Raw genomic sequence first — 16,373 nt, 5'->3', positions numbered from 1 at the left:
GAGAAACACCCATGAGCATTACGCGCTACGGCACCGGCAGCTCCGCAGGCGGCGGTCAGCCACGGCCATTCGCCCGCGCCGTGGAAGCCGATGGCTGGCTGCACGTGTCCGGCCAGGTGCCGGCGGTGAACGGCGAGATCATTGTCGGCGGGATCGTCGAGCAGACCCACCAGACCATGAAGAACCTGATCGCGATTCTCCAAGAGGCCGGTTACGACCTCAAGGACGTGGTGCGCTGCGGCGTGTGGTTGGATGACCCGCGGGATTTCTGGAGTTTCAACAAAGTATTCAGCGAGTACTTCAGCCCGGAACACGCCCCGGCCCGGGCCTGTGTGCAGGCGAGCATGATGGTCGATTGCAAGGTCGAGATCGATTGTGTGGCCTACAAGAAAAAAGGGTGAACAGGATATTCTGGCGAATTCGCTTTTGTGGCGAGGGAGCTTGCTCCCGCTCGGCTGCGCAGCAGTCGCAAGAAATTGGGCCTGCTGCGCAGGCCAGCGGGAGCAAGCTCCCTCGCCACAATAAAGATACATGCGACTATGAGTGAAACTTCAGGAACCGAAGACATGACCGAAGACACCATCAAACGCCGGGCCCGAGGATTGGATAGGGCGTTCGATATCCTCGACTTCCTCAAGGAAATCGGCCAGCCGCTGCGCCCGAACGATATTGCCAGCGGCATCGGCAGCCCCAAGTCCACGGTCTATGAACTGGTGGCGTCGCTGCTGGAGCGGCGCATCCTCGAGCCGGTGGGCAAGGACGGCCATGTCTACCTGGGCCGCCAGCTGTATTTTCTCGGGCAGGCACACCTGCGGCATTTCGACCTGAGCCGCGAGGCTGACCAGGCCTTGCAGGAGATCGTGCGCCAGACCCGGGAAACGGCGCAGATGTGCCTGCTCAACGGGCGCAAATACACCGTCGCGCTGATGAAGGAAGGCGAGCGGCATTTCCGCATTTCATCGGACATCGGTGAAAACGCGCCGATCCCGTGGACGGCGTCCGGGCGCCTGCTGCTGGCGCATTTGAGTGATCAACAGATCGTCGACCTGATCGACCCCGACGACTTCATTTTGCCGGACGGCGAGCGCTTGCCCCTGGAGCAATTCCTCAAGGAAATCCGCCAGGCCGGCCTCGATGGGTTCTTCTCCTTCGACAGCGTCGCGGACACCTTCACCCACTGCTTCGCCGCACCGGTCAAAGACCCCGGCGGCGTGGCCATCGCCACCCTGTGCATCGTCGCCCCACGGGCCGACGCCAAGAATAATTACGCCGACTACCGACGGGTGCTGATCGAAAGCGCCAACAACCTGGCCCGGCGCATCAATGAATAGATAATCGCGGCTGCGAGCGGCCGCGTGCGAGGAGTACGAACATGTCTTCTGTCATTCCCAATGCTGGCGTAGAGAAGGGTGCGGCCACCGTCGGCGCTCATCTGCTCAAGGACGTCAGCCTGCCGGCGTTGGTGCTGCACCGCGCGGCGCTGGAGCACAACATTCGCTGGATGCAAGCGTTCGTCACCGACAGTGGCGCCGAACTGGCACCCCATGGCAAGACCAGCATGACCCCGGCGCTGTTTCGACGCCAGCTCGATGCCGGTGCCTGGGGCCTGACCCTCGCCACCGCCGTGCAGACCCGAGCCGCTTACGCCCACGGCGTTCGTCGAGTGCTGATGGCCAACCAACTGGTGGGCGCGCCAAATATGGCGCTGATCGCCGATCTGCTGGCTGACCCGGCGTTCGAATTCCATTGCATGGTCGACCATCCGGACAACGTCGCGGACCTGGGGGCGTTCTTCGCCTCGCGCGGTATGAAGCTGAACGTGATGATCGAGTACGGCGTGGTCGGTGGTCGGTGTGGCTGCCGGACCGAGGCTGAGGTGTTGGCCCTGGCCGAGGCGATTCGTAGTCAACCGGCGCTGGCGTTGACCGGTATCGAAGGCTACGAAGGGGTGATCCATGGCGACCACGCCATCAGTGGCATCCGCGCATTCGCCGCATCGTTGGTACGGCTGGCGGTGCAGTTGCAGGACAGCGGTGCCTTCGCCATCGACAAACCGATCATCACCGCCTCGGGGTCGGCCTGGTATGACCTGATCGCCGAATCCTTCGAAGCCCAGAATGCCCATGGGCGTTTCCTCAGCGTGCTGCGTCCCGGCAGTTACGTGGCCCATGACCACGGCATCTACAAAGAAGCCCAGTGCTGCGTGCTGGAGCGGCGCAGCGATTTGCACGAAGGCCTGCGCCCGGCGCTGGAAGTCTGGGCCCATGTGCAATCGCTGCCGGAGCCGGGCTTCGCGGTGATCGCCCTGGGCAAGCGCGACGTGGCCTACGACGCCGGATTACCGGTGCCGCTCAAGCGCTACCGGCCCGGATCGGACACGGTGGCGGGTGACGATGTGAGTGGCTGCAAGGTGACGGCGGTGATGGACCAGCATGCGTTCATGAATGTGGCGGCAGGGGTTGAGCTGCGTGTGGGCGACATCATTTCGTTTGGTACTTCACACCCGTGCCTGACGTTCGACAAGTGGCGGGTGGGATGCCTGGTGGATGAGCAATTGCGGGTGGTCGAGAGCATGGAGACTTGTTTCTAAGGCTTGAGATCGAGTCGCGGCTATCGCGAGCAAGCCTGCTCCCACACCGGATTGTTGTGAATACAGAATCTGTGATCTCCCTGTGGTAGCGAGCTCGCGATAGCGGCCTGCCAGACACCGCTGAATTATCAGGATCATCCATGAGCAACCCCAAACCCCGCATCGCGCTGATCGGCGAATGCATGATCGAACTGCAACAACGCGCCGATGGCAGCCTGCTGCAAAGCTTCGGCGGCGATACCCTGAACACCGCGGTGTACCTGGCCCGCGCCTTGGGCGACAGGGGCACGGTGGATTACGTCACGGCCCTGGGCGATGACAGTTTCAGCGATGCCATGTGTGAAAACTGGGCCGCCGAGAACATCGGGCTGCAACGGGTCCAGCGCTTGCCTGGACGCCTGCCGGGTTTGTATTGCATCCAGACTGACGCGGCGGGGGAGCGGCGATTCCTGTACTGGCGCAACGAGGCGGCGGTGCGCGATTGTTTTACCACCCCGGCCGCCGCACCGATCCTGGCCGCATTGCCGGATTACGAGGTGCTGTACTTCAGCGGCGTAACCCTGGCGGTGCTCGGCGAGCAGGGGCGTGGCAAACTCATCGAAACCCTGGTCGAAGCGCGTCGGCGCGGGGCGCTGGTGGTGTTCGACAATAACTTCCGGCCCCGGCTCTGGGCCTCGATCGAAGCGGCGCGGGTGGCGTATCGCAGCGTCTTGCCCTATGTGGAACTGGCGCTGCTGACCGTAGAGGACGAGCAGGCATTGTTCGGTCATGCCGACAGCGAAGCGGTGTTCGCCGCCTATGCGCAGCTTGGCACCCCCGAGGTGGTACTCAAGCGCGGTGCCGAGGCCTGCCTGATTCGTTGCGACGGCCAGTCCTATGAAGTCCCTGCCTTGCGGGTCGAGCGCGTTGTGGACACCACGGCGGCGGGAGACTCCTTCAGTGCTGCGTACCTGGCGAGTCGTTTGCTGGGCGGCAGCCCGGCGGAGGCGGCCGAGGCAGGGCACCTGTTGGCGAGCCGGGTGATCCAGGTACCGGGGGCGTTGATGCCCAAGGACTGACGGCACAAAAGTTGCTTTCCCTGTGGCGAGGGAGCTTGCTCCCGCTGGCCTGCGAAGCAGGCCCAATAAGCGATTGGCGGCTACTGCGCAGCCGAGCGGGAGCAAGCTCCCTCACCACAGGGACGGTGTTCGCAACACACCATCGTTTCAATCCCGGTAGAACACCTGCACCAGGTGATACCCGAACTTGCTCTTGATCGGCCCGTGCACCACCCGCAGCGGTTTCTTGAAAATCACCGCATCGATCACGCCGACCATCTGCCCCGGCCTTACCTCACCCAAATCGCCGCCGCGTTTGCCCGAAGGGCAGGTGGAGTATTTCTTGGCCAGCACATCGAAGGCTTCGCCCTTGGCGATGCGTTGCTTGAGCTGTTCGGCTTCTTCGGCGGTTTTCACCAGGATATGGCGGGCTTGGGCTTTCATTGCTGCGGTGACCTGAACGGTGCGACGGGGCGGCGATTATGCCTCAAGTCAGTTGCCATGGTTGATCATCGTCCGGATCTTGTTGGCCAGCAGATCCAGGGTGAACGGCTTGGCGACCATGTCCATGCCTTGTTCGAGGAACCCCTGGCGTTCGGCGGCTTTCTGCGCGTAACCGGTCATGAACAGCACTTTCAGCCCCGGGCGGTGCTGGCGGGCGATTTCCGCCAGTTGCCGGCCATTCATGCCCGGCAGCCCGACGTCGGTCACCAGCAGGTCGATGCGCTGGTCCGATTCCAGCATGGGCAGGGCCGTCATGGCGTCCCGTGCTTCCAGAGCGGTGTAGCCCAAGGCTTGCAACAGGTCGAGCACCAGCATGCGCACGGCGGGTTCATCCTCCACCAGCAACACGGTCTCCCCGGCGATGGCCGGCGGTACGACGACCGTCTCTGGCGTCTCGGGTGGTTGGGTCGACGAAGCGTGCAAGCGCGGCAGGTACAACTGCACCCGCGTGCCTTGGCCCGGCACACTGTCCAGGTTGAGGTGCCCACCCGACTGCTGGGCAAAGCCGTAGATCATCGACAAGCCCAGGCCGGTGCCTTGGCCGATAGGCTTGGTGGTGAAGAACGGATCGAAAGCCTTGGCCAGCACGGCGGGGGTCATGCCGCTGCCGTTGTCACTGACGGCGATCATCACGTAATCCCCGGCCTTGACCGGCTCCAGGGTGTTGATGTCCGTACCGTCGAGATAGACATTAGCGGTTTCGATGATCAATTCGCCGCCCTCGGGCATGGCATCGCGGGCGTTGATCACCAGGTTGAGCAGGGCGTTTTCCAACTGGCTGGCGTCGGTGTTGACCGGCCACAGCTCGCTGGCCAGTTGCAGCCGCAGCACGATGTGATCGCCGGTGGTACGGCTCAGCAGGTCTTCGAGCGAATGCACCAGGTCATTGGCGTCCAGCGGTTTGCGGTCCAGGGACTGGCGCCGGGAAAAAGCCAGCAGCCGATGGGTCAGGGCCGCCGCGCGGTTGGCCGAGGAAACCGCCGCTTCGGTGAAGCGCCCGATCTCGGCGGCGCGGCCGGCGGCGATGTAGCGTTGCATCAGGTCGAGGCTGCCGAGGATGCCGGTGAGCATGTTGTTGAAGTCATGGGCAATGCCGCCAGTGAGTTGGCCGACGGCTTCCATTTTCTGCGCATGGCGCAAGGCTTCTTCGGCGCGCTCGCGTTCGAACATCTCGCTTTGCAGGCGGTGATTGGCTTCGGCCAGTTGCTGGGTACGGGCGATGACGCGTTCTTCCAGTGTTTCGTTGAGGTTGCGCAGGGCCTCCTCGGTTTTTCGGCTCTCGGTTTCGTCGATCACGAAGATGTAGAAACCGTTCACCGCACCGTCCGCGCCATGGCGAGGCAGGTAGTTGATCAGCGAATGGCGCGGGCGCCCGTCGCGATGGTCCATCTGCACGGTGAAGCTGCACGGCTTGCCGGCCAGGGCATCGGCGATCTGCTGGGCGCGGGCGGCATAGGCCTCTTCGCCGAGCACTTCACGGATGGTCTTGCCGTAGAGCTCCTGCGGGGTCAGGCCGTACCAGTCCAGGTAAGCGCTATTGTTCAGACGGAAACGCTCTTCGCGGTCCACGTAACTGATGAGGATCGGCATGGCGTTGATGATCAGCTGCAGCTCGGTCTGGCTCTGGCGCAGGGCTTGTTCGGTGCGCTTGCGTTCGGTCAGGTCCAGCGCCGCGCCAAGAAAACGCTTGGGTCGGCCGTGGCGATCCTTGTAGCAACGCCCACGCACGTACACCCAGCGCAACTCATCGTCGGGCTGCAGCAGTCGGTACTCCTCGGCGTATTCGGTGCCATGGGTGATGCAGTGCTTGATGCTGCGGGCAACCATCGCCCGGTCCTCGGGGTGCACGCCTTCGAGGTAGGCACTGATAGGCAACTGGCGTGACAGGCTGGGGTCGACGCCATGCAACAGGGCGAAGTGTGCATCGGCAATAAAGCGGTCTTCGCTGATGCCCCAATCCCAGGTGCCCAGCGCATCGGCGGCGGCCAGGGCCAATTGCAGGCGTTCTTCGCTTTCGTGCTGGGCCTTGAGGCTGGCCTCGGAGCGGCGTTCGAACTCCATGGCCAGGCGGCGGCGTTCGCTGGTCTCGATGGCGGTGACCAGGATGCCGGCGACGCTGTTGCTTTCGTCACGCACCGGGCTGTAGGTCAGGTCCAGCCAGACATCACAGAGACGGCCGGCGAAGGGTACGCGCCATTGCTGGTCGCGGCAGGAGTGTGTCTGGCCTTGCAACACCCGGTGATAAATCCCTTCGGTCGAGCTCTTGAGTTCGGGCCATGCTGTATGGGTCGGTTGGCCGAATGCCCGGGGGTGCTTGTCACCGGCCAGTCGGCCGAAGGCGTCGTTGTAGAGATGGGACAGCTGCGGTCCCCACAGCAAGGCCATCGCCATGGGCGAATGGAGCATGATGTCCACGGCGGTGCGCAGGCTCTGGGGCCAGTTCTGGGCAGCGCCCAGCGGGGTCAGGGTCCAGTCCGCCTGGCTGATCAGGCGCTGTATATCGCTGCCGGCGGGTGTCGCGTGCATCAGGCGACCCCTGGCTGTCGTGTCTGTACCACGGCGTCTACTATCCTTTGAGGAACGTAAGTGCAGGTGGGTCTGAAGAGGTTCATGTTCGGCTCAGCTTGTTTCATTGGTGTCTCGCGGAAGTTTCAGTCCATGGAAATCGATCCGTTGTTGCGAATCCTGGCGAGCCAGAATGGTTCCGACCTTTACATGTCCACGGGGGCGCCGCCGTGCGCGCGTTTCGAGGGGGTGCTCAAACCCTTGGGTAACGAGGCGTTCAAGGTCGGCGACATTGCCAGGCTCGCCGGGTCTCTGATGGACGCCGAACAGCGCCTTGAGTTCGATCGGGAGTTGGAAATGAATCTGGCGATCTCCCTGGCCGGCGTCGGGCGGTTCCGGGTCAATATCTTCAAGCAGCGCAATGACGTGTCCATGGTGATTCGCAACGTCAAGCTGGACATCCCGCGCTTCGAAGACCTGAAACTGCCTCGAGTGCTTTTAGACACCATCATGCAGAAACAGGGGTTGATGCTGTTCGTCGGTGCGACAGGCTCGGGCAAGTCGACCTCCCTGGCGGCGCTGATCGATTACCGCAATCGCAACAGCAGCGGCCACATCATCACCATCGAGGACCCGGTGGAGTATATCCATCGGCACAAGAAATCCATCATCAATCAACGGGAAGTCGGTGTCGACACCCGCAGTTTCCATGCGGCCCTGAAAAACACGCTGCGCCAGGCGCCGGACGTGGTGCTGATCGGCGAAATCCGTGATCGGGAAACCATGGAGCATGCCTTGGCCTTCGCCGACACCGGGCACCTGGTGATTTCCACCTTGCATGCCCATAACGCCAACCAGGCCCTGGACCGGGTGATCAATTTCTTTCCGGAAGAACGCCGGCCGCAATTGCTCAATGACCTGGGCAACAACCTCAAGGCGTTTGTCTCCCAGCGCCTGGTGCGTACCCGCACCGGCCAGCGGCGGGCGGCGGTGGAGGTCATGCTGGGTTCGCCGACGGTGGCCGACCTGATCCGGCGCAACGAGCTTGGCGAGCTCAAGGGCATCATGGAAAAGTCAGAGGAACTGGGAATGCAAACCTTTGACCAGGCCTTGTTCAACCTGGTGGTCGAAGGTGCCATTGATGAGGAAGAAGCGCTGAAAAATGCCGACTCGGCGAACAACCTGCGGTTGCGGTTGAAGTTGCATACCGAGTCGGGCGCGGTGCCACCGGCCGATCCGGCGGCGGGTGAGTGGGGGCTTATGGACTGATCGTGTCGGGGACCACCCCTGTGGCGAGGGGATTTATCCCCGCTGGACTGCGAAGCAGTCCCGATACAGTTGGCTCAATCAGTCTGACATGCCGGGGTGTCAGATTCAGGGGCTGCTTCGCGCCCCAGCGGGGATAAATCCCCTCGCCACAAAACTGCCTGTTGCGCTCAGTCGGCAAGCTCCGGTCGATCCCGAAACTGCTCCAACGCCTCGGGGTTGGCCAGGGCATCGGTGTTCTTCACCGCCTCGCCATGCACCACGTTGCGCACCGCCAACTCCACCACCTTGCCGCTGATGGTTCGTGGAATATCACTGACCGCGAGGATCTTCGCCGGCACATGACGCGGTGTGGTGTTGGCCCGGATGACCTGGCGGATCTGTTGCGCCAAGGCTTCATTCAGCGTCACGCCATCGCGCAGGCGCACGAACAGCACCACCCGGACATCGCCCTGCCATCGCTGGCCGATGGCGACGCAGTCCAGCACTTGCTCGACTTTTTCCACCTGCCGATAAATTTCTGCCGTGCCGATGCGCACGCCGCCTGGGTTGAGCACGGCATCGGAGCGGCCATGGATCAGGAAACCGCCGTGGGGCAGTTCTTCGGCGTAGTCGCCTTGGGCCCACACGCCGGGAAACTGGGCGAAGTAGGAGGCGCGAAGCTTTTCCTGCCGGGGGTCGTTCCACAAACCAATGGGCATCGCCGGGAAATGCCGGGTGCACACCAACTCACCTTTTTCACCGATGACCGGATTGCCGGCCTCGTTCCAGACCTGCACGGCCATGCCCAGGCTCTTGCCCTGCATTTCGCCCCGGCGTACCGGTGACAGCGGGTTGCCGTTGACGAAGCAGGACACGATGTCGGTGCCGCCGGACATCGAGGCCAGGCAGACATCGGCCTTGATGTCGCGGTACACATAATCGTAGCTATGGGGCGCCAGTGCCGAACCGGTGGAGAGCAGGGTTTTCAGGCTGTCCAAACGGTGCGTCTGGCGGGGCTTGAGGCCCTCGCTTTCCAGGGCGGCGAGGAACTTGGGGCTGGTGCCGAATACGCTGATGCGCTGCTGGTCGATCAGGTCCAGCAAGCGCTCGGGACCGGGGTGGAACGGCGAACCATCGTAGAGCACCACCGTGCTGCCCACGGCGAGGGCCGACACCAGCCAGTTCCACATCATCCAACCGCAGGTGGTGTAGTAGAACAGCCGATCCTCGGGCCTGAGGTCGACGTGCAGGTCATGTTCCTTGACGTGTTGCAGCAGCACGCCCCCGGTGCCATGGACGATGCATTTCGGCACGCCGGTCGTGCCGCTGGAATACAGGATGTACAGCGGGTGGTCGAAGGGCACGCTGACGAACGCCGGTTCGCCACCGCTCTGATAAAAGTCGTTCCACAACGCGACAGCGGCCGGGGTCTTGAAGTCCTCGACGCGGGCGTCAGGCTGGGCATAAGGCAGTACGATCAATTGCTGCAATGACGGCAAACGTTCAAGGATTTCGTTGACCTTGGTTCGCTGGTCGATGACCTTGCCCGCGTAGCGATAACCGGCGCAGGTGATCAGCACCTTGGGTTCGATCTGGCCGAACCGGTCGATGACCCCTTGGGTACCGAAGTCCGGTGACGAGCACGACCAGATAGCCCCCAGGCTGGTGGTGGCGAGCATGCCCACCAGGGTTTGCCAGGTGTTGGGCATGCACGCGGCGACTCGATCTCCCTGGGTGACGCCGGCAGCTTTCAAGCTTGTTTGCAGGCCAGCGACATGGGCGGCGAGTTCGGCCCAGGTCAGTTGTTCCTGGCTGCCGTTTTCGTCGAGCGCCACCACCGCGACGGCATGATCGCGGCGGCGCAGCAGGTACTCGGCGAAGTTCAGGGTGGCGCCAGGGAACCACTGGGCGCTGGGCATTTGCGGACCCTCCACCAGTACCGCGTCGGGCGCTTGGTGAAAGTGGATCTCGAAAAAATCGACAATGGCCTGCCAGAAGGCTTCGCGCTGGTCGATGCTCCAGGCGTGCAGGGCGGGGTAGTCGTGCAGTTGCAGGTGATGTCGCGCGTTGACGAACTGGCGAAAGGCGTTCATGCGCGACTGGGCGATGCGTTCGGGGCTGGGTTGCCAGAGGATGTCGGACATGGGGTGCCTCTTGTTTTTTCGGGCTTATAAACATTGCAGCACAAGGCGTTATTTATGGCGAGAACCGCTTCTGTGGCGAGGGAGCTTGCTCCCGCTCGGTTGCGTAGCGGCCGCCTAATGGGCCTGCTGCGCAGTCCAGCGGGAGCAAGCTCCCTCGCCACAAAACCGCGTTTGCCAGAGGATTGTGGGGTTATTGAGCCAACCACCCACCATCAATATTCCACGCCGCGCCGCGCACCTGGCTGCCGGCTTCGCTGCATAGGAAAAGCACCAGTTCCCCCAGTTGCGGCGGGGTGACGAATTCCAGGGACGGCTGTTTCTCAGCCAACAGGTCATGCTGGGCCTGTTGCGGATCGACGCCGGCGGCAATGCGATCATCGATTTGCTTTTGCACCAGTGGCGTCAGCACCCAGCCCGGGCAGATGGCGTTGCAGGTCACGTTGCTGGTGGCGGTTTCCAGGCCAACCACCTTGGTCAGGCCAATCACCCCATGCTTGGCCGCGACATACGCCGCCTTGCCCACCGAGCCGACCTGGCCGTGCACCGAGGCGACGTTGATGATCCGCCCCCAGCCTTTGGCGCGCATGCCCGGCAGGCTCAGGCGGGTGGCGTGGAACACCGAGGACAGGTTGATGGCGATGATCGAGTCCCAGCGCTCCACGGGGAAATCTTCCACGGCAGCCACGTGCTGGATCCCGGCGTTGTTCACCAGAATGTCAACGCCGCCGAACTCGCGCTCGGCGTAGGCGAGCATGTCGGCGATCTGCGCCGGGTCGCTGACATCAGCCGGATGATGACCGACCTTGCCGCCGAACTGTTGCACCTCGGCGATCACCGCCGAGGCATCGCCAAAGCCGTTGAGGATCAGGTTGGCCCCGGCCTTGGCCAGGCTCAGGGCGATGCCCAGGCCGATGCCGCTGGTAGAACCGGTGACCAGGGCGGTCTTGCCCGAAAGAGGGGATGTCATAGGAGCCTCACACAATGCCAGTGGCGTAGAACACAGCGATCACGAAGAACACCGCGAGGGTCTTGATCAGCGTAATGCAGAAAATGTCTTTGTAGGCTTCGCGGTGGGTCAGCCCGGTCACCGCCAGCAGGGTAATCACCGCGCCGTTGTGGGGCAGGGTGTCCATGCCGCCGCTGGCCATGGCGGCCACCCGGTGCAGCACTTCCAGGGGAATGTTGGCGGCGTGGGCGGCGCTTATAAAGCTTTCCGACATCGCCGCCAAAGCGATGCTCATGCCGCCCGAGGCGGAACCGGTGATGCCCGCCAGCAGCGTGACGGTCACCGCTTCGTTGACCAGTGGGTTGGGAATGCTCTTGAGCCAGTCGGCCAGTACCAGGAAGCCCGGCAAGGAGGCGATGACCGCGCCGAAACCGTATTCCGAAGCGGTGTTCATTGCCGCCAGCAATGCACCGCCCACGGCGCTCTTGCTGCCTTCGGCCAGCTTGCTGCGAATGGCCCGGAAACCGAATATCAGGACCATGATGATGCCCACCAGCAACGCCGCCTGCACTGCCCAGATCGCGGTGAGCTTGGCGATGTCGCTGGTCACTGGCGTCGCCATGCCCGGCAGCGCCAGGCTGTGGGTCTTGCCGTACCACTGTGGGATCCACTGGGTGAACAGCAGGTTCATGATGCCCACCGCCAGCAGTGGCGAAACGGCGATCCAAGGGTTCGGCAGCTTGATGTCTTCGGCGGTTTCCGGCTCGTTGCGCAGTTCGGTGCCGTAACCTTCGCCCACACGCTGGGCCTTGTTGCGCTGGCGCTGCAGGAACAGCATGCCGAGGCTGAACACGAAGATCGTACCGATCACACCCAGCCAAGGTGCGGCCCAGGCGGTGGTGTTGAAGAACGTGCTGGGGATGATGTTCTGGATCTGCGGCGTGCCGGGCAGGGCGTCCATGGTGAACGAGAACGCGCCCAGGGCAATGGTGGCCGGGATCAAGCGCTTGGGAATATTGCTCTGGCGGAACATCTCGGCGGCGAACGGGTACACCGCGAACACCACCACGAACAGCGACACGCCGCCATAGGTCAGCAGGGCGCAGACCAGCACGATCACCAACATGGCCTGGCGCGTACCCAGCAGGCGAATCGCCGCGGCGACGATGGAGCGGGAGAAGCCCGACAGCTCGATCAGCTTGCCAAACACCGCGCCGAGCAGGAACACCGGGAAATACAGTTTGATGAAGCCGACCATTTTCTCCATGAACACCCCGGTGAATGCGGGGGCGACGGCGGACGGGTCGGTGAGCAGGACGGCACCGAGGGCGGCGATGGGGGCAAAGAGGATAACGCTGTAGCCACGGTAGGCGGCGACCATCAGCAGCGCGAGGGCTGCCAAGGCAATGATCACACTCATGGTGTGTCTCCTGGATTGTTATTGTTGTGATGAAGCTGTGGGAGAGGCTTTAGCGAGTTTTGTGCCAGGTATGTAACTGACTGAAATATAAGGAAATTAATTGAGATTGTAGGGCGCGAATGAGAGGTATGTCTCTGTTTTGAGAATTTTGTGGAGTGTGCAGGCCTCATCGCGAGCAAGCTCGCTCCCACAGTTGACCGCGTACTTCAGAAGAACTCCTATCCCTGTGGGAGCGAGCTTGCTCGCGATGAGTGCAAAGCGCTCCAAAACCACAAGTCTATATTTTGAGAATGAAGTCTCTCTATTGAGACTCTGCAATTCCCAGAGCCACCATCTTCTTGTACAACGTCGACCTCCCCAACCCCAACCGCTCGGCCGCTTCCACCACCTTGCCCCCGCATTGCGCGAGGGTGGTTTCGATCAACTGTCGGTCGAAGCGTGCCCGGGCCTGGCTGAAAGTTTCTTGCGGCAACGGCTCCAGGCTCGGACTCGCCGGGCGGGTTACCGGTATGAACGTGCCGATGGCCGCGCGGATGTCCGCCGCCGTGAGCATCAGGTCGTCGCTGAGCAACGCGGCGCGTTCCAGCACGTTGCGCAGTTCGCGGATGTTGCCCGGCCAGGCGTGTTGGCGTAGCAGGGCGAGGGCGGTGGGGTTCAGTTCGTGCTGGCTGCGCAACTCTTCCAGGATCGCTTCGCTCAGGGCCGGCAAATCATCCAGGCGTTCACGCAAGGGCGGAACGTGGATCGGCAGCACGTTGAGGCGGTAATACAGGTCGGCGCGAAACTCTCCGCGCTTGATCGCCGCCTCCAGGTCCATGGAGGTGGCGGCGATCACCCGCACGTCGCTTTGCAGCACCTCGTTGGAACCCACCGGTTCGTATTCCTTTTCCTGAAGCACCCGCAGCAGCTTGCTTTGCAGCGGCAGCGGCATGTCGCCGATCTCGTCGAGGAAAAGCGTACCGCCCTGGGCGATCTGCAGTTTACCGGCGCGGCCCTTGCGGTCGGCCCCGGTAAACGCCCCTGGCGCGGTGCCGAAGAATTCGGCTTCCAGCAGCGATTCAGGAATCGCCGCGCTGTTGATGCTGACGAACGCCTTGTGCGCCCGCGGCGAAGCACTGTGGATGGCCTGGGCCAGCAGTTCCTTGCCGGTGCCGGTTTCGCCGAGCAGCAGCACCGGCGAATCGGCGCTGGCGCTGCGCCGGGCACGACGCTTGACCTCAAGGCCGGCGTTGCTGGTGCCAATGAAATGGGCAAAGTTGTACTTGGTCTGCCGCGCCCGCAGCAGCGAGCGGGTGGAGGCCAGTTCTTCCTGCATGCTCAGGTAGCGCTTGAGCATCGGCGACAGGCTGCGCAACTCATCGAACAAGGCAAAGCCGATGGCACCGATCACCGCACCCGCGCTGTCGTGGATCGGCAGGCGCATCACCACCAGGGGTTCCTTGGGCGTGTCTTGCATGTCCAGCAAGATCGGGCGCCCGGTGCGCACAACCTCGCGCAACAGGCTGCCGGGAATCACGCTTTCGCACGCCCGGCCAATCGCCTCATGCGCCGAGTTCAGGCCGAAGCGCCGGGCGTAGCGTTCGTTCATCCAGACAATGTTCGCGTCACGGTCGACAATCACCGTGCCTTCGCTGGACTGCTCGATGATCTCGAACAACGAACGGATCGCCAGCGTGCGCACGCGCTTGTAATCCTTGAGGCTTTCGGTGGGGTTCATCGGGCATTTCCAGAGAGGAGGGATTTGCCGGCAGCCATGGACGGGTGCCAAGAGCCGCATTATGCCGGGGGAAATTCCAGGATCGAAGCGCCGCTGTTGCTTTCTAGCTAACTTGTACGGTTAGAAGCTCTCCAAATGGACGGCCCCGGCCAAGCCGCCCGGAGCAATCAAATACTTATCCGCCCGCGTGGTCGTTACCACCGTGCGCGGCGATGAACATGGCGACGGCCGACCGGCAATAGGATTCGATTTCGTTGTCGTCCTCTGCTCTGGCCTCATCGAAGCGCGCGATCATCAGGAGATCGGATCCTTTGAAAAGCGCGGCAAACAAGCGGGCGGACCCCAGAGGATCGGGCACGTTCAGCACCGCCTTCGCGTGCAACTGACGCAACAGGGCCTCGATCTGGGCGATGACATAGGCGGGGCCGGCTTCGTAATGGCGCTTGCTTAACGATTTTTGATTCGTCTTGTCGGCCATGATCATGGCTTCGACACTGCGCACGTCGGGGCTCAACAACGTGCGCAGCAGGGATGTTCCCACCGCCATGAGCTGATCTGCCGCCGAACCGCCGACGCCTTCAATAAGGGCCTGCGGTGCAAATTGATGGCAGTGGGCCGCGATGGCCGCACTGAACAGCGCCTCCTTGTTCTCGAAGTGCCGATAGATGCTGAGCTTGGAGATCTTCGCCCGCTGGGCGACCTTGTCCATGGTCGTCGCTTGAAAACCCAACTCCACAAAAAGTTCGCCCGCAGCGTCGACTATAGTTTGGCCAAGCGCCTCGTTGGCAGGACGGCCGCGCCGGGTCTGGTTGTTTTCGGTCATAAAAAATTCCAGTACTTGACAGTATTCTAATTCTTGAATTACGGTACTTCAAAGTATCTTAAAGTTGCAAGCCAATCTCCCTTCATCCACAGCGCGGATCCCATCACCATGAATGACGTCATCATCATCGGCGGCAGTTTTGCCGGCCTCGCCGCCGCCTTGCAGCTCGGCCGTGCCCGCCGCAAGGTCATCGTTCTCGACACCGGCCTGCCGCGCAATCGCTTCGCCGACCACTCCCATGGCGTGCTCGGCCACGACCACAAGCCACCGCTGGAGATCCTGGTCGAGGCGCGGCAGCAACTGGCGCGCTATCCCTCGATCCAACTGGTCAATGCCCGGGCCGAGAGCGTCTCCGGCGCCATCGATGATTTCTCCGTCCTCACGAGCGAGGGCGAAACCCTCAGGGCGCGCCGCCTGATCCTGAGCTATGGCGTTGCCGACCAGATGCCTGAAGTTCCCGGCTTTGCCGAAGGCTGGGGCTCCTCCATCGTGCCTTGCCCTTATTGCGACGGCTTTGAAGTTGCCGGCCGGCACTGGGGCCTTGTCTGGTCCGGCCCAATGTCGCATAACTACGTCAGGCTGTACCACGATTGGACTGACACGTTGACGGTCTTCGCCGATGGTCACGACATTTCACCCGACATCCGGGCCGATCTGGCGCGCCGTGGCATCCCTGTCGTCGATGGCCGGATCACCGAAATCGACCATGACGAGACCCATAACGCCACCGTCAGGCTCGACGTCGGCCCCTCTGTCGCGGTCGACATCCTGTTCGCGCATCCGCGCAACAAGCCGTCCGCACGCCTGCATGAATCGCTGGGTCTCGCCACGGTCGAAACGCCCCAGGGCATCGTCCTCAAGGTCGACGAGCGCCGCGAAACCAGCGTGCCCGGCATCTACGCTGCCGGCGACCTCGCCAACCCCGCAATGCCCTCGGTCACCACGGCATCATGGCAAGGCGCGACGGCGGGCATCTCCGCTCAGCAGTCGATGCTGGTTTGAGAGCAATCAGCATCGATCACCCCAGTTTCAATTGCGCAATAGACAGGAGCGCCACCATGCCCGCCATAAAACCATTCAAACCTCTAGACGAGAAATTTCCATTTGACCGCCAACTCGGTATCGCGGCCGCGCCTCTCGTGCTGATCAACCTCTTCACGGTCGTCGATCCCGCCGATGAAGCGGGCTTCCTGGACGCTTTCAAGGCAGCTGCCGAAGTCATAACGAAGCAACCGGGCTTCATTTCCATGCAACTGCATCGAGCGATCGGCGATAGCCCGACTTACCTGAACTATGTGGTGTGGGAATCCACCGAGGCGGTCCGCGCCGCCTTCACTGATCCCGCGTTCCTCGCGAAACTTCCTGCATATCCGTCATCCGTCGTGGCCAGCCCGCACCTGTTCCAGAAGGTCGCCGTCCCCGGCTTTTGCGTGGCCTGA

General features: G+C 62.5%; 14 protein-coding genes. 7 read left to right on the top strand and 7 right to left on the bottom strand.

Annotated features, from left to right (window positions below; all coding sequences use genetic code 11):
- The first annotated feature begins 11 nt into the window (after window positions 1-11).
- The 4 genes from BM300_RS02590 (at window position 12) to BM300_RS02575 (ending at window position 3,648) form a co-directional block, all read left to right on the top strand.
- A complete protein-coding gene (locus tag BM300_RS02590; protein WP_092145622.1) occupies window positions 12-401 on the top strand; it encodes a RidA family protein in 390 nt (129 codons plus the stop codon).
- A 165-nt stretch (window positions 402-566) separates the two neighbouring features.
- Window positions 567-1,331 (top strand): IclR family transcriptional regulator, encoded by a 765-nt coding sequence (locus tag BM300_RS02585; RefSeq protein ID WP_058543922.1) that lies wholly within the window; start codon window positions 567-569, stop codon window positions 1,329-1,331.
- A 41-nt stretch (window positions 1,332-1,372) separates the two neighbouring features.
- Window positions 1,373-2,590, top strand: a complete 1,218-nt coding sequence (locus BM300_RS02580) for an amino acid deaminase (RefSeq protein WP_092461931.1) — start codon at window positions 1,373-1,375, stop codon at window positions 2,588-2,590.
- A gap of 140 nt (window positions 2,591-2,730) precedes the next feature.
- Window positions 2,731-3,648: a sugar kinase gene (locus tag BM300_RS02575; RefSeq protein ID WP_092145628.1), complete on the top strand. Its 918-nt coding sequence runs from the start codon at window positions 2,731-2,733 to the stop codon at window positions 3,646-3,648.
- Window positions 3,649-3,795: 147 nt separating this feature from the next.
- Here the strand turns inward: BM300_RS02575 and BM300_RS02570 are convergent, their stop codons facing one another.
- Both BM300_RS02570 and BM300_RS02565 read right to left on the bottom strand, forming a co-directional pair.
- Window positions 3,796-4,071, bottom strand: coding sequence for a peptidylprolyl isomerase (locus tag BM300_RS02570; protein WP_003182808.1), 276 nt, complete (start codon window positions 4,069-4,071; stop codon window positions 3,796-3,798).
- Between the two features lie 48 nt (window positions 4,072-4,119).
- Window positions 4,120-6,657 (bottom strand): PAS domain-containing protein, encoded by a 2,538-nt coding sequence (locus BM300_RS02565; protein WP_092461929.1) that lies wholly within the window; start codon window positions 6,655-6,657, stop codon window positions 4,120-4,122.
- 132 nt (window positions 6,658-6,789) lie between these two features.
- On the opposite strand from BM300_RS02565, the gene BM300_RS02560 reads away from it, so the two are divergent.
- A complete protein-coding gene (locus BM300_RS02560) occupies window positions 6,790-7,905 on the top strand; it encodes a PilT/PilU family type 4a pilus ATPase (RefSeq protein ID WP_092224007.1) in 1,116 nt (371 codons plus the stop codon).
- Between the two features lie 167 nt (window positions 7,906-8,072).
- Here the strand turns inward: BM300_RS02560 and BM300_RS02555 are convergent, their stop codons facing one another.
- From BM300_RS02555 to BM300_RS02535, 5 genes are all read right to left on the bottom strand, one after another.
- On the bottom strand, window positions 8,073-10,028 hold the full coding sequence (locus BM300_RS02555) for an acetoacetate--CoA ligase (protein WP_092461927.1): 1,956 nt from the start codon (window positions 10,026-10,028) through the stop codon (window positions 8,073-8,075).
- 190 nt (window positions 10,029-10,218) lie between these two features.
- The gene (locus tag BM300_RS02550; RefSeq protein ID WP_072347040.1) at window positions 10,219-10,995 is read right to left on the bottom strand and encodes a 3-hydroxybutyrate dehydrogenase; all 777 of its coding nucleotides are present in this window, start codon (window positions 10,993-10,995) and stop codon (window positions 10,219-10,221) included.
- Between the two features lie 7 nt (window positions 10,996-11,002).
- Window positions 11,003-12,394 (bottom strand): GntP family permease, encoded by a 1,392-nt coding sequence (locus BM300_RS02545; protein ID WP_063321983.1) that lies wholly within the window; start codon window positions 12,392-12,394, stop codon window positions 11,003-11,005.
- Window positions 12,395-12,695: 301 nt separating this feature from the next.
- Window positions 12,696-14,111: a sigma-54 interaction domain-containing protein gene (locus BM300_RS02540; RefSeq protein ID WP_092344491.1), complete on the bottom strand. Its 1,416-nt coding sequence runs from the start codon at window positions 14,109-14,111 to the stop codon at window positions 12,696-12,698.
- 175 nt (window positions 14,112-14,286) lie between these two features.
- Window positions 14,287-14,934: a TetR/AcrR family transcriptional regulator gene (locus BM300_RS02535; RefSeq protein WP_092145643.1), complete on the bottom strand. Its 648-nt coding sequence runs from the start codon at window positions 14,932-14,934 to the stop codon at window positions 14,287-14,289.
- A 108-nt stretch (window positions 14,935-15,042) separates the two neighbouring features.
- Between BM300_RS02535 and BM300_RS02530 the strand changes: the two genes are divergently transcribed.
- Both BM300_RS02530 and BM300_RS02525 read left to right on the top strand, forming a co-directional pair.
- Window positions 15,043-15,936, top strand: a complete 894-nt coding sequence (locus tag BM300_RS02530) for an NAD(P)/FAD-dependent oxidoreductase (protein ID WP_092461925.1) — start codon at window positions 15,043-15,045, stop codon at window positions 15,934-15,936.
- A 56-nt stretch (window positions 15,937-15,992) separates the two neighbouring features.
- On the top strand, window positions 15,993-16,373 hold the full coding sequence (locus tag BM300_RS02525) for an antibiotic biosynthesis monooxygenase family protein (protein WP_092170273.1): 381 nt from the start codon (window positions 15,993-15,995) through the stop codon (window positions 16,371-16,373).

This window comes from Pseudomonas sp. NFACC46-3, assembly GCF_900114515.1.
Classification (GTDB): Bacteria; Pseudomonadota; Gammaproteobacteria; order Pseudomonadales; family Pseudomonadaceae; genus Aquipseudomonas; species Aquipseudomonas fluorescens_Q.
The sequence above is the reverse complement of the archived record's forward strand: the minus strand, read 5'-3'. Positions and strand labels throughout refer to the sequence as shown.

Bases quoted from the DNA above. Each gene is read 5' to 3' on its own strand.
- BM300_RS02575 (WP_092145628.1), top strand. From the start codon at position 2,731: ATGAGCAACCCCAAACCCCGCATCGCGCTGATCGGCGAATGCATGATC.
- BM300_RS02540 (WP_092344491.1), bottom strand. From the start codon at position 14,111: ATGAACCCCACCGAAAGCCTCAAGGATTACAAGCGCGTGCGCACGCTG.
- BM300_RS02585 (WP_058543922.1), top strand. From the start codon at position 567: ATGACCGAAGACACCATCAAACGCCGGGCCCGAGGATTGGATAGGGCG.
- BM300_RS02530 (WP_092461925.1), top strand. From the start codon at position 15,043: ATGAATGACGTCATCATCATCGGCGGCAGTTTTGCCGGCCTCGCCGCC.
- BM300_RS02565 (WP_092461929.1), bottom strand. From the start codon at position 6,657: ATGCACGCGACACCCGCCGGCAGCGATATACAGCGCCTGATCAGCCAG.
- BM300_RS02545 (WP_063321983.1), bottom strand. From the start codon at position 12,394: ATGAGTGTGATCATTGCCTTGGCAGCCCTCGCGCTGCTGATGGTCGCC.
- BM300_RS02560 (WP_092224007.1), top strand. From the start codon at position 6,790: ATGGAAATCGATCCGTTGTTGCGAATCCTGGCGAGCCAGAATGGTTCC.
- BM300_RS02590 (WP_092145622.1), top strand. From the start codon at position 12: ATGAGCATTACGCGCTACGGCACCGGCAGCTCCGCAGGCGGCGGTCAG.
- BM300_RS02580 (WP_092461931.1), top strand. From the start codon at position 1,373: ATGTCTTCTGTCATTCCCAATGCTGGCGTAGAGAAGGGTGCGGCCACC.
- BM300_RS02550 (WP_072347040.1), bottom strand. From the start codon at position 10,995: ATGACATCCCCTCTTTCGGGCAAGACCGCCCTGGTCACCGGTTCTACC.
- BM300_RS02555 (WP_092461927.1), bottom strand. From the start codon at position 10,028: ATGTCCGACATCCTCTGGCAACCCAGCCCCGAACGCATCGCCCAGTCG.
- BM300_RS02570 (WP_003182808.1), bottom strand. From the start codon at position 4,071: ATGAAAGCCCAAGCCCGCCATATCCTGGTGAAAACCGCCGAAGAAGCC.
- BM300_RS02525 (WP_092170273.1), top strand. From the start codon at position 15,993: ATGCCCGCCATAAAACCATTCAAACCTCTAGACGAGAAATTTCCATTT.
- BM300_RS02535 (WP_092145643.1), bottom strand. From the start codon at position 14,934: ATGACCGAAAACAACCAGACCCGGCGCGGCCGTCCTGCCAACGAGGCG.